The following is a 16,864-nucleotide window of genomic DNA, read 5'->3' on the forward strand; positions in this document are numbered from 1 at the left end:
GGCCTTTTTGAGAGGGGGCGCACCCCTCTCAGCCAGGCCTTTCGGATGGGATCACTTGTACCGCTGGGCCAGGTAGTCGCTCAGCGGCCCCTGCAATTGGGGATGGCGCAGGGCGTACTCCAGGTTGGCCACCATGTAGCCGAGCTTGCAGCCGCAGTCGTGGCTGTAGCCCTGCATGGCAAAGGCGTGCACCTCCTCCTCCTGCAGCAGCATCTCGATGGCGTCGGTAAGCTGGATCTCCGCGCCGGCCCCCGGCGGGGTTTGCGCCAGCTTGGGCCAGATCCCGCTACTGAGTACGTAACGGCCTACCACGGCCAGGTTGGAGGGGGCCTCATTGCGCGCCGGCTTCTCCACCAGGCGCTGGATGGGGGCGCCGTCACCGGGGCCGATGGCGTGACCGTTAATGTCCACCACCCCGTAGCTGGAGACCCGCTCCTCGGGCACCGGTTCGACCATGATCTGGCTGCGCTGGGTCCGGTCGTATTGGGCCACCATGGCCGCCAGGTTATCGCGGCTCAGATCGCTGGCCTGGTCGTCGATAAGCACATCCGGCAGCACCACGGCAAAAGGCGCGTCCCCCACCAGTGGACGGGCGCACAGGATGGCGTGGCCCAGACCCTTGGCCTCGTGCTGACGCACGCTCATGACGGTGACGTCGTCCGGGCAGATCGCCTGCACTTCGGCGAGCAACTGGCGCTTGACCCGCTTCTCCAGGGTGGCTTCGAGCTCGAAGGAGGTGTCGAAGTGGTTCTCGATGGAGTTCTTACTGGCGTGGGTGACCAGCACAATCTCCTTGATGCCGGCGGCAATGGTTTCGTTGACGACGTATTGGATCAGGGGCTTATCCACCACCGGCAGCATCTCTTTGGGTATGGCCTTGGTGGCGGGCAACATGCGGGTTCCCAGCCCTGCAACGGGGATCACCGCTTTTCGGACTCGCTGACTCATATCAACCCTCCTGCTCTGAGTCGGCACGACAATGGTTTGGACGCGTAATACGGGTGGCAGCTGGGGCACCTCCTGAAATAAAAAGGCGGGCCCTGGGGCCCGCCGGTGAGATCAGAGCTGGATCCGCTCGCGGTTTCTGGCTAGCAGTTCCTCGCCGATCCCGCGGACATGTAACAGCTCCTCAACGGCGTTAAACCGTCCATGTTGCTCCCGGTAGTCGACGATGGCTTCGGCCTTGCTGGGGCCAACACCGGTGAGGGCATCGGCCAGGGCCTGGGCATCCGCGGTGTTGATGTTCACCCGGGCCGATTGCTGCACCTCGTTGGTCTGAGGGTTGGCTAAGGCCCATACCGGGGTCAGTGCGATGGCGAAGGCCATCAGTGCCGCTTTCCACATAAACGCTCCTTGTTTTGTGGTGAATGAGTCATTAAGGGTAGAAGGAAATTTGGCACCTAGGATCAGCACCTTGGAAAGGGAGTGAACGGGTTTCACCGCAGGCGGTGTAAGGGTTTTGCCTATTTGACAATGAGATAGCTTGGGCTCTCACTCAACATGTCCATTAGCCCATTGTCTAATAAGGTTTTCTCTTTATAGCCATAAATTCTGTGTGGTTTAATTGCCTCCCCACCAGGCCCCCACGCTTGGTATGAAATGGAATAACAAAAGCATACATATAAGGAATTTGACTATGCAGACTCCGAGCGCCAGCGAAAATCCCGCGTCCTGGCTGAAGGCGTCCCCCTGGTCAGACAGCAAGGCGTTGATCCTCATCGCCGATATCCTGCTGTTCCTGGCGATGGTGAATTTTCTGCCCTTCGAGGACGCCGTTAACAAGGGCCTTGCGCTCTTAGTCTTCGTCGCCGTGCTCTGGCTGACCCAGGCGATTCACATCACCATCACCGCCATCCTGGTGCCGGTGATGGCGATCTTCCTGGGCCTGACGGACACCACCAAGGCCCTGGCCAACTTTTCCAACCCCATCATCTTCCTGTTCTTCGGCGGCTTTGCCCTGGCGGCTGCGCTGCACGTGCAGGGCATCGACAAGCGCATCGCCAGTCGGGTGATCAACCTCTCCGGCGGCAAGCTGGCCAACGCCTCGCTGATGCTCTTCGGGGTGACAGGCCTGTTGTCCATGTGGATAAGCAACACCGCCACTGCGGCGATGATGCTGCCGCTGGCCCTGGGGATGCTGGCCCAGCTGGACCCCACTGAGCATCGCCGCACTTATGTCTATGTGCTGCTGGGCTGTGCCTACAGCGCCAACATCGGTGGGATCGGCACCCTGGTGGGCAGCCCGCCGAACGCCATCGCTGCGGCCCAGGTGGGGCTGGATTTTGCCGGCTGGATGCAGTTTGGTCTGGTGGCCATGGCGGTGCTTTGGCCCCTGGTGATTCTGGCCATGTACCTGATGATCAAGCCCGACCTGTCCCAGCGCTTCGAGTTTCGCGCCGAGTCGGAGCCGATGAACGGCACCGCCAAGCTGACGTTGCTGGTGTTTGCCTTCACCGTGGCCTGCTGGATCTTCTCCAAGCCCCTGTCGGCGGCCCTGGGGGGGATCGCCAAGTTCGACACCTTCGTCGCCCTGGCGGCGGTGGTGGCCCTGGGGGCGCTGCGCCTGGTGAGCTGGCAGCAGGTGGAGCGTCAGACCGACTGGGGCGTGCTGCTGCTGTTCGGCGGTGGCCTGACCCTGTCCGGGGTGCTTAAGAGCACCGGCACCAGCGTCTTTCTCGCCAACCAGATCTTCGAGGTGTTTGGCAGCACCCACATGGCGCTGCTGACCCTGGTGATCATCCTGTTCGTGGTGATGTTGACCGAGTTTGCCAGCAACACCGCCAGCGCAGCCCTGCTGGTGCCGGTGTTTGCCTCCATCGCCGAGGTGCTCGGGGTGTCGCCGGTGATCCTGGCGGTGCTTATTGGGATCTCCGCCTCCTGCGCCTTTATGCTGCCGGTGGCCACGCCGCCCAACGCCATCATGTTCGGCTCCGGCCACATCAAGCAGACCGACATGATGCGGGCCGGGGTGGTGGTGAACGCGCTTTGTGTGGTCGTGCTCTTCCTGCTCAGTCAGATGCTGTGGTGATCGCACAGAAAGTGGTCGAACACCCGACACAGGCCGCCTTTCTGGCGGCCTTGTCTTGCAAGGCCCCCACTGGATGGGGATAATGCGACTGCGCTTTCGGGCGCACCTGTCTATGGTGCCCCCGGTCCTCTCGCAATGCTAAATCGTTGACCTGGTCAGGCCCGGAAGGGAGCAGCCAAGGCGGTGGACGCATGTGCCGGGATGCGGCTGGGGGCGCCACCCAATCTCCCCTCTGACTCTCTTTATCCGCTCCCTGGCCTTGTACCGGGCGTTTTACTGATCCTTATTCTTCGCCTCAAGGCTCCTTGGCTTGGGCTTTGTCACTCGATGCCGTTGTCGCCGGGTAGCGCACCCAGAACACCCCGCGCCACTGCCCCAGCTGATAACCGGTGGCCCTATCTTGTGGGTAGCGGTCCGCCAGGGCCTCTTGCACCGAGCTTTCGAGCGTTTCGCCGTGGCAGGTCAGGCAGGGGGGCGCGATATGGATGGGCTCGACGTAGCCCAGTTCGGTGGGGGAGAGGGCAACGGTGACCGGGGCGAGATCGCCGCGGGCGTATTGGGTCAGGATGGGCACCACCCAATCCGGTGGGCTGTTTTTCGGGTTGCGCAGCCGCTCACTGCTGCGGCCCATATGCACCCCGTCGACGGAGAGGCGCTCGGCGATGGCCGGTGCCTGGGCCTGGCACACCGCGATGGCCGCTTGGGGGCCGGCCGCAAGTCCCTCACTCAGGGCCGACTTCAGCGCCCCTTTGAAGGGCGCCAACAGGGCCGCCCCCCGCGCCTGGTCGGCCAAGACCGTCGCATCCACTTCCTGGGCAGCCAGCGGCATCACCACTGGGGCCATCAAAAGCATCACCAACGCCTGCCGTCGCATCCATCACCTCCTTGGCGGTTGTATCCAGCATAGGTACTCAGTCTATGTCTCCAGCATAGCGAGGATAACCAAAATATCAACATAAGCTAATTAAGCTGGCTCTTATTAATCGGTGGCTGAGGGGATGGGCTCCGGCATCAGCAGCTTCATCACCGCGTCCACCGAGCCGGTGAACTGCAGGCCGTAGCGGGTGCCGTCCGGTCCGGTGTGGCGGTTGCGCACCAGGGCGGGAATGCGCGTTGCGGCCTTTCCGGGCTCGGCCAGGGGCAGAACCAGGGTCAACGGACGGCCGTTCAGGGGCAGGGATTGGTCTGGGGCGGTGCGAAATTGGCAGCCGCTGGCGGAGATGTCGAGGATCAGCCCGTCGGTGCACTGCTCATCCGATTCCAGCTGGGCAAACAGCCGGGTGTCGAAGCGGGGATGCTGGCGCAGCCGGACGTTGGTCACCTGCTAGGGGTACTGGCAAAACACCAGTTTGTCCGGGCTGGTGGCGGTGGTGAGGATGCGACTCTTGCAGGCGTGGATCTGCCCGGCCACCAGGTAGCGCAGGATCACAAAGCTGCCGGGGTAGAGGCGGTGGAAAAGGGCATCCTGGGGGCGCAGCAGCAAGAAGCGCTCCGGGCGCCAACCCACCAGGGTAGCCCGTCCACGGTGCTGGTCCTTGAACTGGGACTCGATCTCCATGTCCACCGTCAGGCCCGGACTCAGTTCAGTGTCGCAAAACGGCTGCACCTGAGGGGTTTGGGCATCCTTGACCAGCGACGCGTCCAGCATCCTTGCTCTCCTTTGAGGGGGTATCTCTTTTTGAACTTCAGTCGCAAGTTAGAGTTTTTCATCGCTATTTTTAGGACAATGAGTGGGATGGGGTGTCATGGGGTGGCGTTATCGGCCGTACCGGAGGGCCGATAACGCCACCGGGTTATAAGCCCTGGCTGGGTTTGGTTGCCCAAAGATTATGCTTGTAGTGATGGTTGTGGTGGCTCGGTCACGGCGTTGTTGCCGGTCATGAGGGAAAATGCCACCCAATTGAGACGGCCAGGTGACTTGAATGCGCCGCATGGGCGCAACTTGGCCGGAGTCCCAGGGAGGGTTCACATCAACAACAAGACGCAAAAGGCACGCTATGAAAGGCAGTTGGCGGCGGGTGGACCTTAACCTGCTAACCGTTTTTAACATTCTGATGCAGGAGCAAAACCTGACTCACACCGCACGGGTGCTGTCGATGACTCAGCCGGCGGTGTCCCAGGCCCTGAACCGACTGCGCTCGCTGTACGACGACGCCTTGTTCGTCCGTTCCGGTCGGGGCATGGTGCCCACGGCCAAGGCCCACCAGATCTACCCCTTCGTGAAGCAGGCGCTGGCCCAAGTGGCGCTGACCCTGCCCAACGCCGGTGAGTTCGACGCTGAATCGGCGATGGAGATCTTCAACCTGAACGCCTTCAGCTACGTGGGCCAGGCCATGGTGCCGGAGCTGATGGCCCGGTTTCGGGAGCACGCGCCCCATTCTCAGTTGGCGCTCACCAACCGCTACGATCTCGATCCGGTGGAGCTGCTCTCCAGTCGCCAGGCGGACTTGCACCTGGACTACCTGCGCCTGGGGGACGCCAACCTGCACCAGGAGCGACTCTACTCCGAGCGACTGGTGATGGTGTGTCGTCAGGATCATCCGCGACTTCGTCAACCCGAGGACATCACTGAGGCAGCGTTCTTTGCCGAGCACCATGCAGTGATGCTGCCGCGGGACTCCAAGCGTTACCCCATGGAGGACGCATTGGCGATGCGGCTGAAGCACCGCAAGGTGGCCTTCTCCAGTGCGGACATCCTGAGCATCGTGATGGCCTGCGCGAACTCGGATCTGGTGGCGGGCGCGCCGGAGAGCCTGGCCCGGCGGGTGGCCGAGGTGCAGCCGTTGGCCTACTACCCCATGCCCTTCGAGCTCAGTCCGGTGGACGTCTATCTGTACTGGCACAACAGCACCGAGTCCTCCGCCGCCCACCGCTGGTTGCGCCAGTGGCTGATGGCCCAGTTCGACCGTTTCCGCTGAACCCAACAAAAAAGCAGCCGACAGGCTGCTTTTTTATTTCGGGCCTGCCGGTTCAGAGCAGATCGCGCATCCGATACCAGGCCATGGCCAGCACCAGGGCCGGGGTGCGGAACATGCGGCCGCCGGGAAAATCCATGTGGGGGATTTTGGCCACCAGGTCGAAGCGTTCGGCGGTGCCGGCCACCGCCTCTGCCATCAGGGTGCCCGCCATGCCGGTCAGGGCCACGCCGTGACCGGAGAAGCCCTGGGCGAAGAAGATGTTGTTGGCCAGGCGACCGAAGTGGGGGGCGCGGTTGACGGTGATCCCCACGTAGCCACCCCAGGTGTATTCCTGTTGGACGCCCTTAAGCTGGGGATACACCGCGTGCATGCGGGCGGCCATGGAGCCGGCCAGGTTGATGGGATCCAGTTTGGAGTAGCTGACCCGGCCGCCGAACAGCATGCGGTTATCTGCCGACAGGCGGAAGTAATCCAGCACGAAGTTGATGTCCGCCACCGCCATGTTGTTGCGAATGAGCTCCTGGGCCCGGGCTTCCCCCAGAGGCTCGGTGGCGGTGACGTAGGTGCCTACCGGCATGATCTTGGTTTCGATCTTGGGGGCCAGGCCTTCGAGGTAGGCGTTGCAGCACATCACCACGAACTTGGCCCGCACCTGGCCGTTGTCGGTGTGCAGGGTGACGGTGTCCCCCTGCTCGATGCGGGTGACCGGGCTCTGCTCGTAGATCTGGGCGCCGGCCTCGCTGGCGGCCCGGGCCAGTCCCAGGGTGTAGTTGAGCGGGTGCAGGTGGCCGGAGTTGGCGTCGTACAGCCCCCCCAGGTAGCGCTCGGTGGCCATCTGCTTTTCCAGCGTGCCCTTGTCCCACATCTCGACGCTGCGGTAGTCGTACTCCTCCACCAGTTCGTCGTACCAGCCCTTGAGCTCATCCATATGGCGGGGCTTGATGGCGGCGTGCAGGTGGCCCGGGGCCAGATCGCACTGGATGTTGTGCTCGTCGATGCGGCGCTTGGTCAGGGCCACGGCTTCATCGGCGATGGCCCACAGCTTATGGGCGTCCTGCTTGCCCACCAGCTTGGCCAGCTTGGCCTGCTCGGCGGCGTAGCCGAAGATCATCTGGCCGCCGTTGCGCCCGGAGGCGCCCCAGCCCACCTTGGCTCCCTCCAGCACCACCACCTTGTAGCCTTTCTTGGCCAGCTCCAGGGCGGCGGAGGTGCCGGTGATGCCGCTGCCCACGACGCAGACGTCCGCCTCCACCTGGCCGGCCAGGGCCGGGTAATCGGTGCGCTGGTTGGCGCTGGCGGCGTAATAGGAGTGTGTGTGCTGTCGGGTCATAACGGGTCCTAGATGGTGTCCTGGTACCACTGCATCTCCAGTGGCGTGATCTGTTGTTCGAAGCGCTGGATTTCCGACTCCTTCACGCTGGCGTAGATGTCGCAGAAGGTCTCCCCCAACTGCTGGCGCAGGGCCGAGGGCGCGCGGAAGCAATCCAGGGCGTCGTGCCAGCGGTGGGGCAGCAGCGGCAGTTCGAGGGCGTTGGCGTCCCCCTCCACCGGCGCCGGCGGCGTCAGTTTCTGCTCCATGCCGTGCAGGGCACCGGCCAGGATGGCGGCGGTGACCAGATAGGGGTTGGCGTCCGCCCCCGCCACACGGTGCTCGATGCGGGTGTCGCTGGCCGGGCCATTGGGAATGCGCAGGGCCACGGTGCGGTTGTCGTAACCCCAGGTGGGCGCCATGGGCACAAACATGTCCGGCTGCATCCGTCGGTAGCTGTTGGCGTGGGGGGCAAAGAGCAGCTGACTGGCGGGCATCACCTCCAGCAGGCCGGCGATGGCCTGCTTCAGCAGCGCCTCTTCCTGAGCAAAGCGGTTGTTGCCCTGCTTATCTTGCAGGCTGACGTGGATGTGCATGCCGGAGCCGCACTGGGTCTGGTGAGGCTTGGCCATAAAGGTGGCCTTGTGGCCGTGCTTCTGGGCCACCGCCCGGATCACCCGCTTGAGCTGCATCGCCTGATCGCAGGCGGTCACCGGATCCGGCAGGTGGTTAAGGTTGATCTCGAACTGGCCCGGGGCGTATTCGGCCACCGCGTTGCTGGCGGGGATGTGCTGCACCCGGCAGATGGCGTTCACCTCGTCGAGGAACTCGCTGTAGTGGTCGAGATCGTCCACCGAGTAGCACTGGGTGGCGGTGATGCGGTGCTGGCCGTCGGGCCCCATGGGGGGCTGGGCCATGCCGTCGATGTCGTGCTCCGGATCCACCAGGTAGAACTCCAGCTCCACCGCGACGCAGGGGGTCAGGCCCAACTCGGCAAACCGCGCCACCATGGCGGCCAGCACATTGCGCGGCTCAGCGGGGTAGGGCTGACCGTCGTTGTCCAGCATGGTGAGCAGGGCCTGGGCCATCGGCTTCTTATGCCAGGGCGCGGGACTCAAGGTGTGGTGGAGCAGGGCGCAGCGGCGATCGCCGTCGCCGGTGGAGAAGCCCAGGCCGGTTTTTTCCGAGGTTTCCCCGGTGATGTCCAGGCCAAACACCGAGGCCGGCAGGCAGACGCCATCTTTGAACACCTTTTCCAGCTGCTCCGGCTGAATGCGCTTGCCGCGAAACACCCCGTTGATGTCCGGCAGCAGCAGATCGATGGAGGCCAGATCCGGGTGCGCCTTGAGAAACTGCTTGGGGGACGGCCCGCTTCCTTGGGCAGCGACCAGGTTCAGATGTTTAACCATGCTGTACGCGTCCTTCCTGGATGAAATATTTGAGATCCTGTTCGAAAAGTAGACCATGCCGTTTAGTAATATGCAACACCTGGGTGTTCACCCTCACAGATACAGGGGGTTAGTCGAAATTTCTTTTACTTTAATAAACGGCCTGATGTTGACAAGCCATTGGGTGCGTGCCAAGAATGGCTATCGTTGCTCAGTCATTGACCGAGTCGGTATTTAATAAAATAAACGTTCAGCACAACAAGCAAGGAGCCCGGAGCGCACCGGGACTGAGGTGGATATGGAAAGGATCCGCGCCTGGATGGGCGATAACAGGATCACCGAGGTGGAGTGTCTTATCCCTGACTTTACCGGCAACGCCCGGGGGAAGATCCTCCCAGCTGACAAGTTCTTGAAAGACAGAGGCATGCGACTGCCCGAGACCATCTTTATCCAGACGGTCACCGGCGACTGGCCGGACGACGACGAGATGGTGGATCCCATCGAGCGGGACATGGTGCTGGTGCCCGACGGCAATACTCTGCGCTTCGTCCCCTGGGCCGCCGAGCCCACCGGCCAGGTGATCCACGACTGCTACAACACCGATGGCAGCCTGGTGGATATCGCCCCGCGCAGCGTCTTGCGCCGGGTGCTCAACCTCTATAAGGAGCAGGGCTGGACCCCTGTGGTGGCCCCGGAGCTGGAGTTTTTCCTGGTCAAGACCAACGAGGACTGGGACTACCCCCTGGAGCCGCCCATCGGCCGCAACGGCCGTCCCGAGACCGCCCGCCAATCCTTCTCCATCGATGCCGTCAACGAGTTCGACCCCATCTTCGAGGAGATGTACGACTTCTGTGAAGCCCAGGGGCTGGAGGTGGACACCCTGGTGCACGAGCAGGGCGCCGCCCAGATGGAGCTCAATTTCCTCCATGGCGACGCCATGGACCTGGCGGACCAGGTGTTCCTGTTCAAGCGCACCATGCGCGAGGCGGCCCTGCGCCACAAGATCTACGCCACCTTTATGGCCAAGCCCATGGAGGAGGAGCCCGGCAGCTCCATGCACATTCACCAGAGCGTGCTGGATGCCGACGGCAACAACATCTTCGCTGGCCAGAACGGTGGCTTCAGCGCCCAGTTCCACCGCTACATCGGCGGCATGCAGAAGCACGCCAAGGCGGCGCTGGCCTTCCAGGCCCCCAACGTCAACTCCTACCGCCGCCTGGCCTTCGGTGACAGTGCCCCCACCTCCATCCACTGGGGTGTGGACAACCGCACCGTGGGTTTGCGGGTGCCTCACAGCGACGGCGCCAACACCCGGGTGGAGAACCGCTTTGCCGGTGCCGACGCCAACCCCTATCTGGCCCTGGCGGTCACCCTGGCCTGCGGCTACCTGGGGATGATGAAAGGCTACGAGTGCACCGATGCCCTGACCACCTCCGCCTACGACCAGCCCTTTGGCCTGACCCGCACCCTGGAGGAGAGCCTGCAGGCGCTGGAGAAGGACGCGGATCTGGCCGAGGTGCTCGGCGAGCGCTTCGTCCGGGCCTACGTGGCGGTGAAGCGCAAGGAGTATGAGACCTACTCCAAGGTGATCAGCTCCTGGGAGCGGGAGTTTCTCCTGCTCAACGTGTAAGTGGCGAGATGAACAAGGAACATTCCATGACATTGAATCCCAAGCAGCAGACCCAGGCCTGGCAGAGCCTGGACGCCGCCCACCACCTGCACCCCTTTACCGACAACGGCGAGCTCAACCAGAAGGGCAGCCGGGTCATCAACCGGGCCGAGGGGGTCTACATCTACACCCCCGAGGGGCAGGAGATCCTCGACGGCATGGCGGGGCTGTGGTGCGTCAACATGGGCTATGGCCGCAAGGAGCTCATCGACGCGGCCACCGAGCAGCTCAACACGCTGCCCTACTACAATCTCTTCTTCCAGTGCACCCACCCGCCGGCCACCGAGCTGGCGGCCCGGCTCACCAGCTTGCTGCCTGAGCACCTGAACCGGGTGTTCTTCACCGGCTCCGGCTCCGAGTGCAACGACACCGTGGTGCGCATGGTGCGCCACTTCTGGGCCAGCCAGGGCCAGCCCCAGCGCAAGGCGATCATCAGTCGCCACAACGCCTACCACGGCTCCACCATGGCCGGCGCCAGCCTCGGCGGCATGAAGCCGATGCACGCCCAGGGCGGCCTGCCGCTGCCGGACATCCACCACATCGACCAGCCCTACCCCTTTGGTGAGGGCCAGGGGCAGGACCCGCAGGCGTTTGGCCTGGAGCGGGCCCGCCAGCTGGAAGCCAAAATTCTGGAGCTGGGGCCGGAGAACGTCGCTGCCTTTATCGGCGAGCCGGTGCAGGGCGCCGGCGGCGTCATCATCCCACCGGCCAGTTACTGGCCGGAGATCCAACGAATTTGCCGCCAGTACGACATCCTGCTGGTGAGCGACGAGGTGATCTGCGGCTTCGGTCGACTGGGCCACTGGCTCGGTTGCGAGCACTTCGGCGTCAAGCCGGACCTGGTCTGCATGGCCAAGGGGATCACCTCCGGTTACGTGCCCCTGGGCGCGGTGGCCGTGGGAGACCGGGTGGCAGAGGGGCTGCTCAAGGACGGCGGCGACTTTAACCACGGTTTCACCTACTCCGGTCACCCGGTGGCCTGCGCCGTGGCCAGCGCCAACCTGGCGCTGATGGAGCAGGAGGGGATCCTCGAGCGGATCCAGCAGCACACCAGTCCCTACTTGCAAAAGCGCTGGGCCGAGCTTGGGGATCACCCCCTGGTGGGCGAGGCCCGCGGCATCGGCATGGTGGGGGCATTGGAGCTGGTGGCGGACAAGGCCACCGGCGCACGTTTCGATGAGAAGGTCGGGGCGGGCACCCTGTGCCGGGACTTCTGCATCGAGTGCGGCCTGGTGATGCGGGCGGTGGGGGACACCATGATCATCTCCCCGCCGCTGGTCATTACCGAGTCGGAAATAGACGAGCTGGTGGCTCGCGCAAGGCGCAGTCTCGACCTGACGTGGCAGCACCTGAAGGGTTGAGCCTTGTGGATAATTACCCATCAACAAGGAGAGAGACGATGAACAACAAGCTACGCCTGATGGCGAGCGCGGGCCTGATGGCGACCATGAGCTTTTCCGTGGCCGCCGCCAACACCAAGCTGCACGTTTACAATTGGTCCGATTACATTGCCGAGGACACCATTGCCAACTTCGAGAAGGAGACCGGCATCGAGGTGGTGTACGACGTGTTCGATTCCAACGAGGTGCTGGAAGCCAAGCTGCTGACTGGCAACAGCGGTTTCGATCTGGTGGTGCCCTCCAGTGACTTCCTCGGTCGCCAGGCCCAGGCGGGCGCCTTCCAGGAGCTGGACCGCAGCAAGCTGAGCAACTACGGCAACCTGGATCCCAAACTGATGGCCATCCTGCAGGACAAGGATCCGGGCAACAAGTACGCCGTGCCCTACCTGTGGGGCACCACCGGCCTGGGTTACAACGCTGATGCGATCGCCAAGATCTTCGGTGAGGATTTCGAGGTCAACAGCTGGGATCTGGTGTTCAAGCCGGAGCTCATCTCCAAGCTGGACTGCGGCGTGGCCTTTTTGAACGCCCCTACCGAGATCATCCCCGCCGCCATGCACTACCTGGGGATGGACCCCAACTCCACCAACCCCAAGGACGTCAAGCCGGCGGAAGAGCTGTTGATGAAGGTGCGCCCCTACATCACCTACTTCCACTCCTCGCAGTTCATCAACGATCTGGCCAACGGCGACATCTGCGTTGCAGTGGGCTGGTCCGGGGACATCCTGCAGGCCGCCGACCGTGCTGACGAGGCGGACAACGGCATCACCGTGGAGTACGTGATCCCCGGCGAAGGCACCCTGGTGTGGTTTGACCTGATGGCGATCCCCCGGGACGCCCGCAACGTGGACGCCGCCCACCAGTTCATCGACTACCTGATGCGCCCCGACGTGATGGCGGAGATCTCCAACTACGTCTGGTACGCCAACGCCATCCCCTCCTCCAAAGAGGCGATCGACGAAGAGGTGACCACTCACCCGGGGATCTACCCGCCGGAAGAGGTTCAGGCCAAGCTGTGGGGCGCCAAGATCACCCCGCCGAAGATGAACCGGGCACTGACTTCGTCCTGGAACCGCATCAAGAAAGGTTTGTAATCCTTCACTAACTGGAACGTGATAGTGATGTAAGAGCAGTAGGGCGGCGGGCCGATTCGATGGACCTGGGGGGGTTACTGTGAACCAGCCCGCCGCCCGACCCACACCAATAAAACGGCGCCCTCTCGTCGTCTGAGAGGGCGGGCCGCCCGTCGGCCCAGTCAGGAGAGGCGACCGTTTTGATTGGCATAACAAGAACAGGGAGAGTACCCCAATGGCCGCTTTGGAACAGGCTGAACGCACGGCAACCGCATCGATCAAGACACCCAAACCCCTTCTGCAAATCAAAGGCATCAGCAAAGAGTTCGACGGCGTTACCGCCGTGGACGGCGTGGATCTGACCATCTACGAGGGGGAGATCTTCGCCCTGTTAGGGGCGTCCGGCTGCGGCAAGTCCACCCTGTTGCGGATGCTGGCGGGGTTCGAGTCCCCCAGTGCCGGCCAGATCCTGCTGGACGGTGAAGACATGGCCTCGGTGCTGCCCTACGAGCGCCCGGTCAACATGATGTTCCAATCCTATGCCCTGTTCCCGCACATGAGCGTGTGGGACAACATCGCCTTCGGCCTCAAGCAGGACAAGCTGCCCAAGGCGGAGATCAAGGAGCGGGTCAAAGAGATGCTCGAGATCGTCCATATGACCGAGTACGCCCGCCGCAAGCCCCACCAACTCTCCGGCGGCCAGCGCCAGCGCGTGGCCCTGGCCCGCAGCCTGGCCAAGCGGCCCAAGTTGCTGCTGCTGGACGAGCCCATGGGGGCCCTGGACAAGAAACTGCGCGAGCAGATGCAGCTGGAGGTGGTGGACATCCTCGAGCGGGTCGGCGTGACCTGCGTGATGGTGACCCACGACCAGGAGGAGGCGATGACCATGGCCTGGCGCATCGCCATCATGGATCGCGGTCGCCTGGTGCAGGTGGGCAAGCCCAAGGAGATCTACGAGTCCCCCAACTGCCGCATGAGCGCCGAGTTCATCGGCTCGGTCAACATCTTCGAGGGGGCCCTGATTGAGAAGGAGGGCAGCAGCATCCAGTGCGACCAGCTGCCCAGCCCCATCCAGGTGGAGCATCCGGTGTCCGCCAACGCCGGCATGGCGCTGATGGTGGCGGTGCGACCGGAGAAGATCACCCTGACCCGCCAGTGTCCGCCGGACGCCGACAACGCCTGCCAGGGCAAGGTGGAGGACATCGCCTACCTCGGTGGCCAGTCCATCTACCACGTTCGCCTGCCCTCGGGCATTAAGGTGATCGCCACCAAGCTCAACGAGGACCGACTGCGCAACGGCCAGCCGGTGTGGGAAGAAACCGTCTGGCTGAGCTGGCAGTCCGACGCCTGCGTGGTGCTGACCGTATGAAGCTGGCCGACAAACTGAAACGATCCTGGCGAAAACGCCGGTTCGGACGTTCGCTGGTGATCAGCGTTCCCTATGGCTGGTTGGCGCTGTTCTTCCTGGTGCCCTTCGCCATCGTCTTCAAGATCTCCCTGTCCGAGGCGCAGATCGCCATCCCGCCCTACAGCGACCTGGTGAGCTTCGTCGACGACAAGATCCAGATGGTGCTGAACATCAGCAACTACTACTACCTGGTGGAGGACGACCTCTATTTCGACAGCTACCTGCAGTCGCTGAAGATCGCCGCCCACTCCACTTTGTTCTGCATGCTGATGGGCCTGCCCATCGCCTGGGCCATCGTCCACTCCAGCCCCGCCAGCCGCAACCTGCTGCTGATGCTGATCATCCTGCCCAGCTGGACCTCTTTCCTGATCCGCATCTACGCCTGGATCGGGATCCTCAAGAACAACGGCCTGATGAACAACCTGCTGCTGTGGCTGGGGGTGATCGAGGAGCCGCTTAAGATCCTCCACACCCCCTGGGCGGTGTACATCGGCATCGTCTACGCCTACCTGCCCTTTATGATTCTGCCGCTCTACTCGGCGCTGATGCGGCTGGACTACTCCCTGGTGGAGGCCGCCCAGGACCTGGGCGCCCGTCAGTGGACCATCTTTGTCCAGGTGATCCTCCCCGCCATCAAGGGGGGTCTCATCGCCGGCTCCATGCTGGTGTTCATCCCCGCGGTGGGGGAGTTTGTGATCCCCGAACTGCTTGGCGGGCCCGACTCGCTGCTGATCGGCCGGGTGCTCTGGCAGGAGTTCTTCAATAACCGTGACTGGCCGGTGGCCTCCGCCGTGGCCATGGTGATGTTGCTGCTGCTGATGGTGCCCATCCTCTGGTTCCACCGTTACCAGACCAAAGAGTTGGAGGGCCGAGCATGACCCCGATCCCGGTAAGCCGTTCGCCGTTTCGCACATTGGTGCTGACCCTGGGGATGTTGTTCCTCTACGGCCCCATCCTGATTCTGGTGATCTACTCCTTTAACAGCTCCCGACTGGTGACCGTCTGGGCCGGCTTCTCCACCAAGTGGTACGGGGAGCTGTTCCAGGACAAGCTGATGATGAACGGGGTGATCCTAAGCCTCACCATCGCCTTTATGGCCGCCTGTGCCGCGGTGATCCTCGGCACCATTGCCGCCTTTGTGATGACCCGCATGGGGCGCTTTCGCGGCGAGACCCCCTTCGCCTTTATGATCACCGCACCGCTGGTGATGCCCGAGGTGATCACCGGGCTTTCCTTGCTGCTGCTGTTCGTGGCCATGGCCCAGGGGTTAGGCTGGCCCACCGAGCGGGGCTTTGTCACCATCTGGATCGCCCACACCACCTTCTGCTCCGCCTACGTGGCGGTGGTGGTGGCGGCCCGATTGCGGGAGCTGGATCTGTCGGTGGAGGAGGCGGCCCAGGATCTGGGGGCGCCGCCGCTTAAGGTGTTCTTCCTCATCACCTTGCCCTCCATCGCCCCGGCGCTGCTGGCCGGCTGGCTGCTGGCCTTCACCCTCTCCCTGGATGACCTGGTGATCGCCAGTTTCGTCTCCGGGCCCAGCGCCTCCACGCTGCCCATGGTGGTCTTCTCCTCGGTGCGTTTGGGGGTCAGCCCCAAGGTCAACGCCCTGGCGACCCTGATCATCGCCACGGTGGCCCTGGCGGCCTTTATCGGCTGGTTCCTGATGGCCCGCATGGAGAAGCGCCGCCAGGCGGAGGTGCGCCTGCAGGAGCAGGGTTAACTGCCCTTCAGGTGATTCACAAAGGCCTGGTTGGCCCGGCTTAAGGGCCGGTCCGCCCGCCAGGCCAGGGCCAGATCAAAGGGGTGCTCCTCCACCAGGGGCACCCCTTGAATGCCGGCCTCCCGCTCGGCCATCACCGACAGGCCCACCCCCAGTCCCACCCCTTCCCGGACCATCTGCACAATCAGCGGCAGGAAATTGGTCTCCAGCTTGATGTCCGGCACGACTCCTTGGGCCTGGCAGAGGCGATCCAGCCGTTGGCGCAGGTGATACTCCCGCTGGTACACCACCATGCTCTGTCCGGCCAGCGCTGTGGCCGATATCGCCTCTTCGCCTGCCCACCGGTGGCCATCCGGCACCAGCAGCACCATCCGGGCCCGGTGCAGCACCAGGCTGGCCAGCCCCTCGGGGGCCGGGCCGCTCACCACCCCCAGCTCGGTCTCCCCGGACAACACCGCCTCGGCGATGGCCTGGGTACCCGCCTGGTGCACCGAGGCGGTCAACCCCGGATGCTGGGCGAGAAAGGGCGCCAGCTGCCGGGGCAGCAGGGAGTTGGCCAGCATCGCGGGACAGCTCAGGGTCACGGTGCCGGTCAGCAGGCCCCGGGAGCGGCTCATCAGCTCAGTGAACTCGCTCATCTCCTTAAGTACCCGCTCGGCCTGGGCCAGGGCCAACCGACCCTCGGCGGTCAGCTGCACCCCTTTGCGGTCCCGGTGCAGCAGGGTGCAGTCCAGCTGGTGCTCCAGCTTCTGAATGGCGATGGTCACCGCCGGCTGGGCCATATGCAGGGCCCGAGCCGCGGCGCTCAGGCTGCCCAGGCGGGCGACGGTGGCGAAGATGGTCAGCTTGCGTATGTCCATATTAAAAAGATATCAAAAGCATAATTAACATATGTTTTATATATCTTTTGGGCCGCCCTATGCTAGGGGCATCACAATCAAACGCATGAGG

General features: G+C 63.4%; 16 protein-coding genes and 1 other RNA gene. 9 read left to right on the forward strand and 8 right to left on the reverse strand.

What is annotated here, in order from left to right; all coding sequences use genetic code 11:
• Positions 1-51: 51 nt before the first annotated feature.
• Both galU and KUV81_RS01615 read right to left on the reverse strand, forming a co-directional pair.
• Positions 52-948, reverse strand: coding sequence for a UTP--glucose-1-phosphate uridylyltransferase GalU (galU, locus tag KUV81_RS01610; protein WP_222542095.1), 897 nt, complete (start codon positions 946-948; stop codon positions 52-54).
• Positions 949-1,059: 111 nt separating this feature from the next.
• Positions 1,060-1,344 (reverse strand): helix-hairpin-helix domain-containing protein, encoded by a 285-nt coding sequence (locus KUV81_RS01615; RefSeq protein ID WP_222542096.1) that lies wholly within the window; start codon positions 1,342-1,344, stop codon positions 1,060-1,062.
• A gap of 292 nt (positions 1,345-1,636) precedes the next feature.
• Here KUV81_RS01615 and KUV81_RS01620 point away from each other — a divergent pair, with 292 nt between their 5' ends.
• Complete coding sequence (locus tag KUV81_RS01620; protein WP_222542097.1) at positions 1,637-3,028, forward strand: SLC13 family permease; 1,392 nt, start codon at positions 1,637-1,639, stop codon at positions 3,026-3,028.
• Positions 3,029-3,147: 119 nt separating this feature from the next.
• Positions 3,148-3,244, forward strand: an RNA gene (ffs, locus tag KUV81_RS01625) — signal recognition particle sRNA small type.
• 79 nt (positions 3,245-3,323) lie between these two features.
• Here ffs and KUV81_RS01630 read toward each other — a convergent pair.
• The 3 genes from KUV81_RS01630 to KUV81_RS01640 form a co-directional block, all read right to left on the reverse strand.
• Positions 3,324-3,902, reverse strand: coding sequence for a DUF3365 domain-containing protein (locus KUV81_RS01630; RefSeq protein ID WP_222542098.1), 579 nt, complete (start codon positions 3,900-3,902; stop codon positions 3,324-3,326).
• 105 nt (positions 3,903-4,007) lie between these two features.
• Complete coding sequence (locus KUV81_RS01635) at positions 4,008-4,349, reverse strand: PilZ domain-containing protein (protein ID WP_222542099.1); 342 nt, start codon at positions 4,347-4,349, stop codon at positions 4,008-4,010.
• Positions 4,350-4,352: 3 nt separating this feature from the next.
• A complete protein-coding gene (locus KUV81_RS01640; RefSeq protein WP_222542100.1) occupies positions 4,353-4,676 on the reverse strand; it encodes a flagellar brake domain-containing protein in 324 nt (107 codons plus the stop codon).
• Positions 4,677-5,025: 349 nt separating this feature from the next.
• On the opposite strand from KUV81_RS01640, the gene KUV81_RS01645 reads away from it, so the two are divergent.
• Positions 5,026-5,946, forward strand: a complete 921-nt coding sequence (locus tag KUV81_RS01645; protein WP_222542101.1) for a LysR substrate-binding domain-containing protein — start codon at positions 5,026-5,028, stop codon at positions 5,944-5,946.
• A gap of 52 nt (positions 5,947-5,998) precedes the next feature.
• Here KUV81_RS01645 and KUV81_RS01650 read toward each other — a convergent pair whose 3' ends face one another.
• Together KUV81_RS01650 and KUV81_RS01655 are read right to left on the reverse strand one after the other, a co-directional pair.
• A complete protein-coding gene (locus KUV81_RS01650) occupies positions 5,999-7,276 on the reverse strand; it encodes an NAD(P)/FAD-dependent oxidoreductase (RefSeq protein ID WP_222542102.1) in 1,278 nt (425 codons plus the stop codon).
• Between the two features lie 8 nt (positions 7,277-7,284).
• Complete coding sequence (locus tag KUV81_RS01655) at positions 7,285-8,664, reverse strand: glutamine synthetase family protein (RefSeq protein ID WP_222542103.1); 1,380 nt, start codon at positions 8,662-8,664, stop codon at positions 7,285-7,287.
• 277 nt (positions 8,665-8,941) lie between these two features.
• Between KUV81_RS01655 and KUV81_RS01660 the strand changes: the two genes are divergently transcribed.
• From KUV81_RS01660 to KUV81_RS01685, 6 genes are all read left to right on the forward strand, one after another.
• The gene (locus KUV81_RS01660; protein ID WP_222542104.1) at positions 8,942-10,273 is read left to right on the forward strand and encodes a glutamine synthetase family protein; all 1,332 of its coding nucleotides are present in this window, start codon (positions 8,942-8,944) and stop codon (positions 10,271-10,273) included.
• Positions 10,274-10,299: 26 nt separating this feature from the next.
• Entirely contained in the window at positions 10,300-11,673 is a 1,374-nt protein-coding gene (locus KUV81_RS01665; RefSeq protein ID WP_222542105.1) for an aspartate aminotransferase family protein, read from the forward strand.
• A 38-nt stretch (positions 11,674-11,711) separates the two neighbouring features.
• Positions 11,712-12,806 carry a polyamine ABC transporter substrate-binding protein gene (locus KUV81_RS01670; protein WP_222542106.1) on the forward strand — a complete coding sequence of 365 codons (1,095 nt, stop codon included), beginning with the start codon at positions 11,712-11,714 and terminating at the stop codon, positions 12,804-12,806.
• Between the two features lie 214 nt (positions 12,807-13,020).
• Positions 13,021-14,154: a polyamine ABC transporter ATP-binding protein gene (potA, locus tag KUV81_RS01675; protein WP_222542107.1), complete on the forward strand. Its 1,134-nt coding sequence runs from the start codon at positions 13,021-13,023 to the stop codon at positions 14,152-14,154.
• A complete protein-coding gene (gene potH / locus KUV81_RS01680; RefSeq protein WP_222542108.1) occupies positions 14,151-15,071 on the forward strand; it encodes a putrescine ABC transporter permease PotH in 921 nt (306 codons plus the stop codon). Before potA ends, potH begins: the two co-directional genes overlap by 4 nt.
• Entirely contained in the window at positions 15,068-15,913 is an 846-nt protein-coding gene (locus tag KUV81_RS01685; protein ID WP_222542109.1) for an ABC transporter permease subunit, read from the forward strand. Before potH ends, KUV81_RS01685 begins: the two co-directional genes overlap by 4 nt.
• Here the strand turns inward: KUV81_RS01685 and KUV81_RS01690 are convergent.
• Positions 15,910-16,773, reverse strand: a complete 864-nt coding sequence (locus KUV81_RS01690) for a LysR family transcriptional regulator (protein WP_222542110.1) — start codon at positions 16,771-16,773, stop codon at positions 15,910-15,912. The two genes, KUV81_RS01685 and KUV81_RS01690, sit on opposite strands and share 4 nt — an antisense overlap.
• Positions 16,774-16,864 lie beyond the last annotated feature (91 nt).

Source organism: Ferrimonas balearica, from assembly GCF_019802085.1.
Classification (GTDB): Bacteria; Pseudomonadota; Gammaproteobacteria; order Enterobacterales; family Shewanellaceae; genus Ferrimonas; species Ferrimonas balearica_B.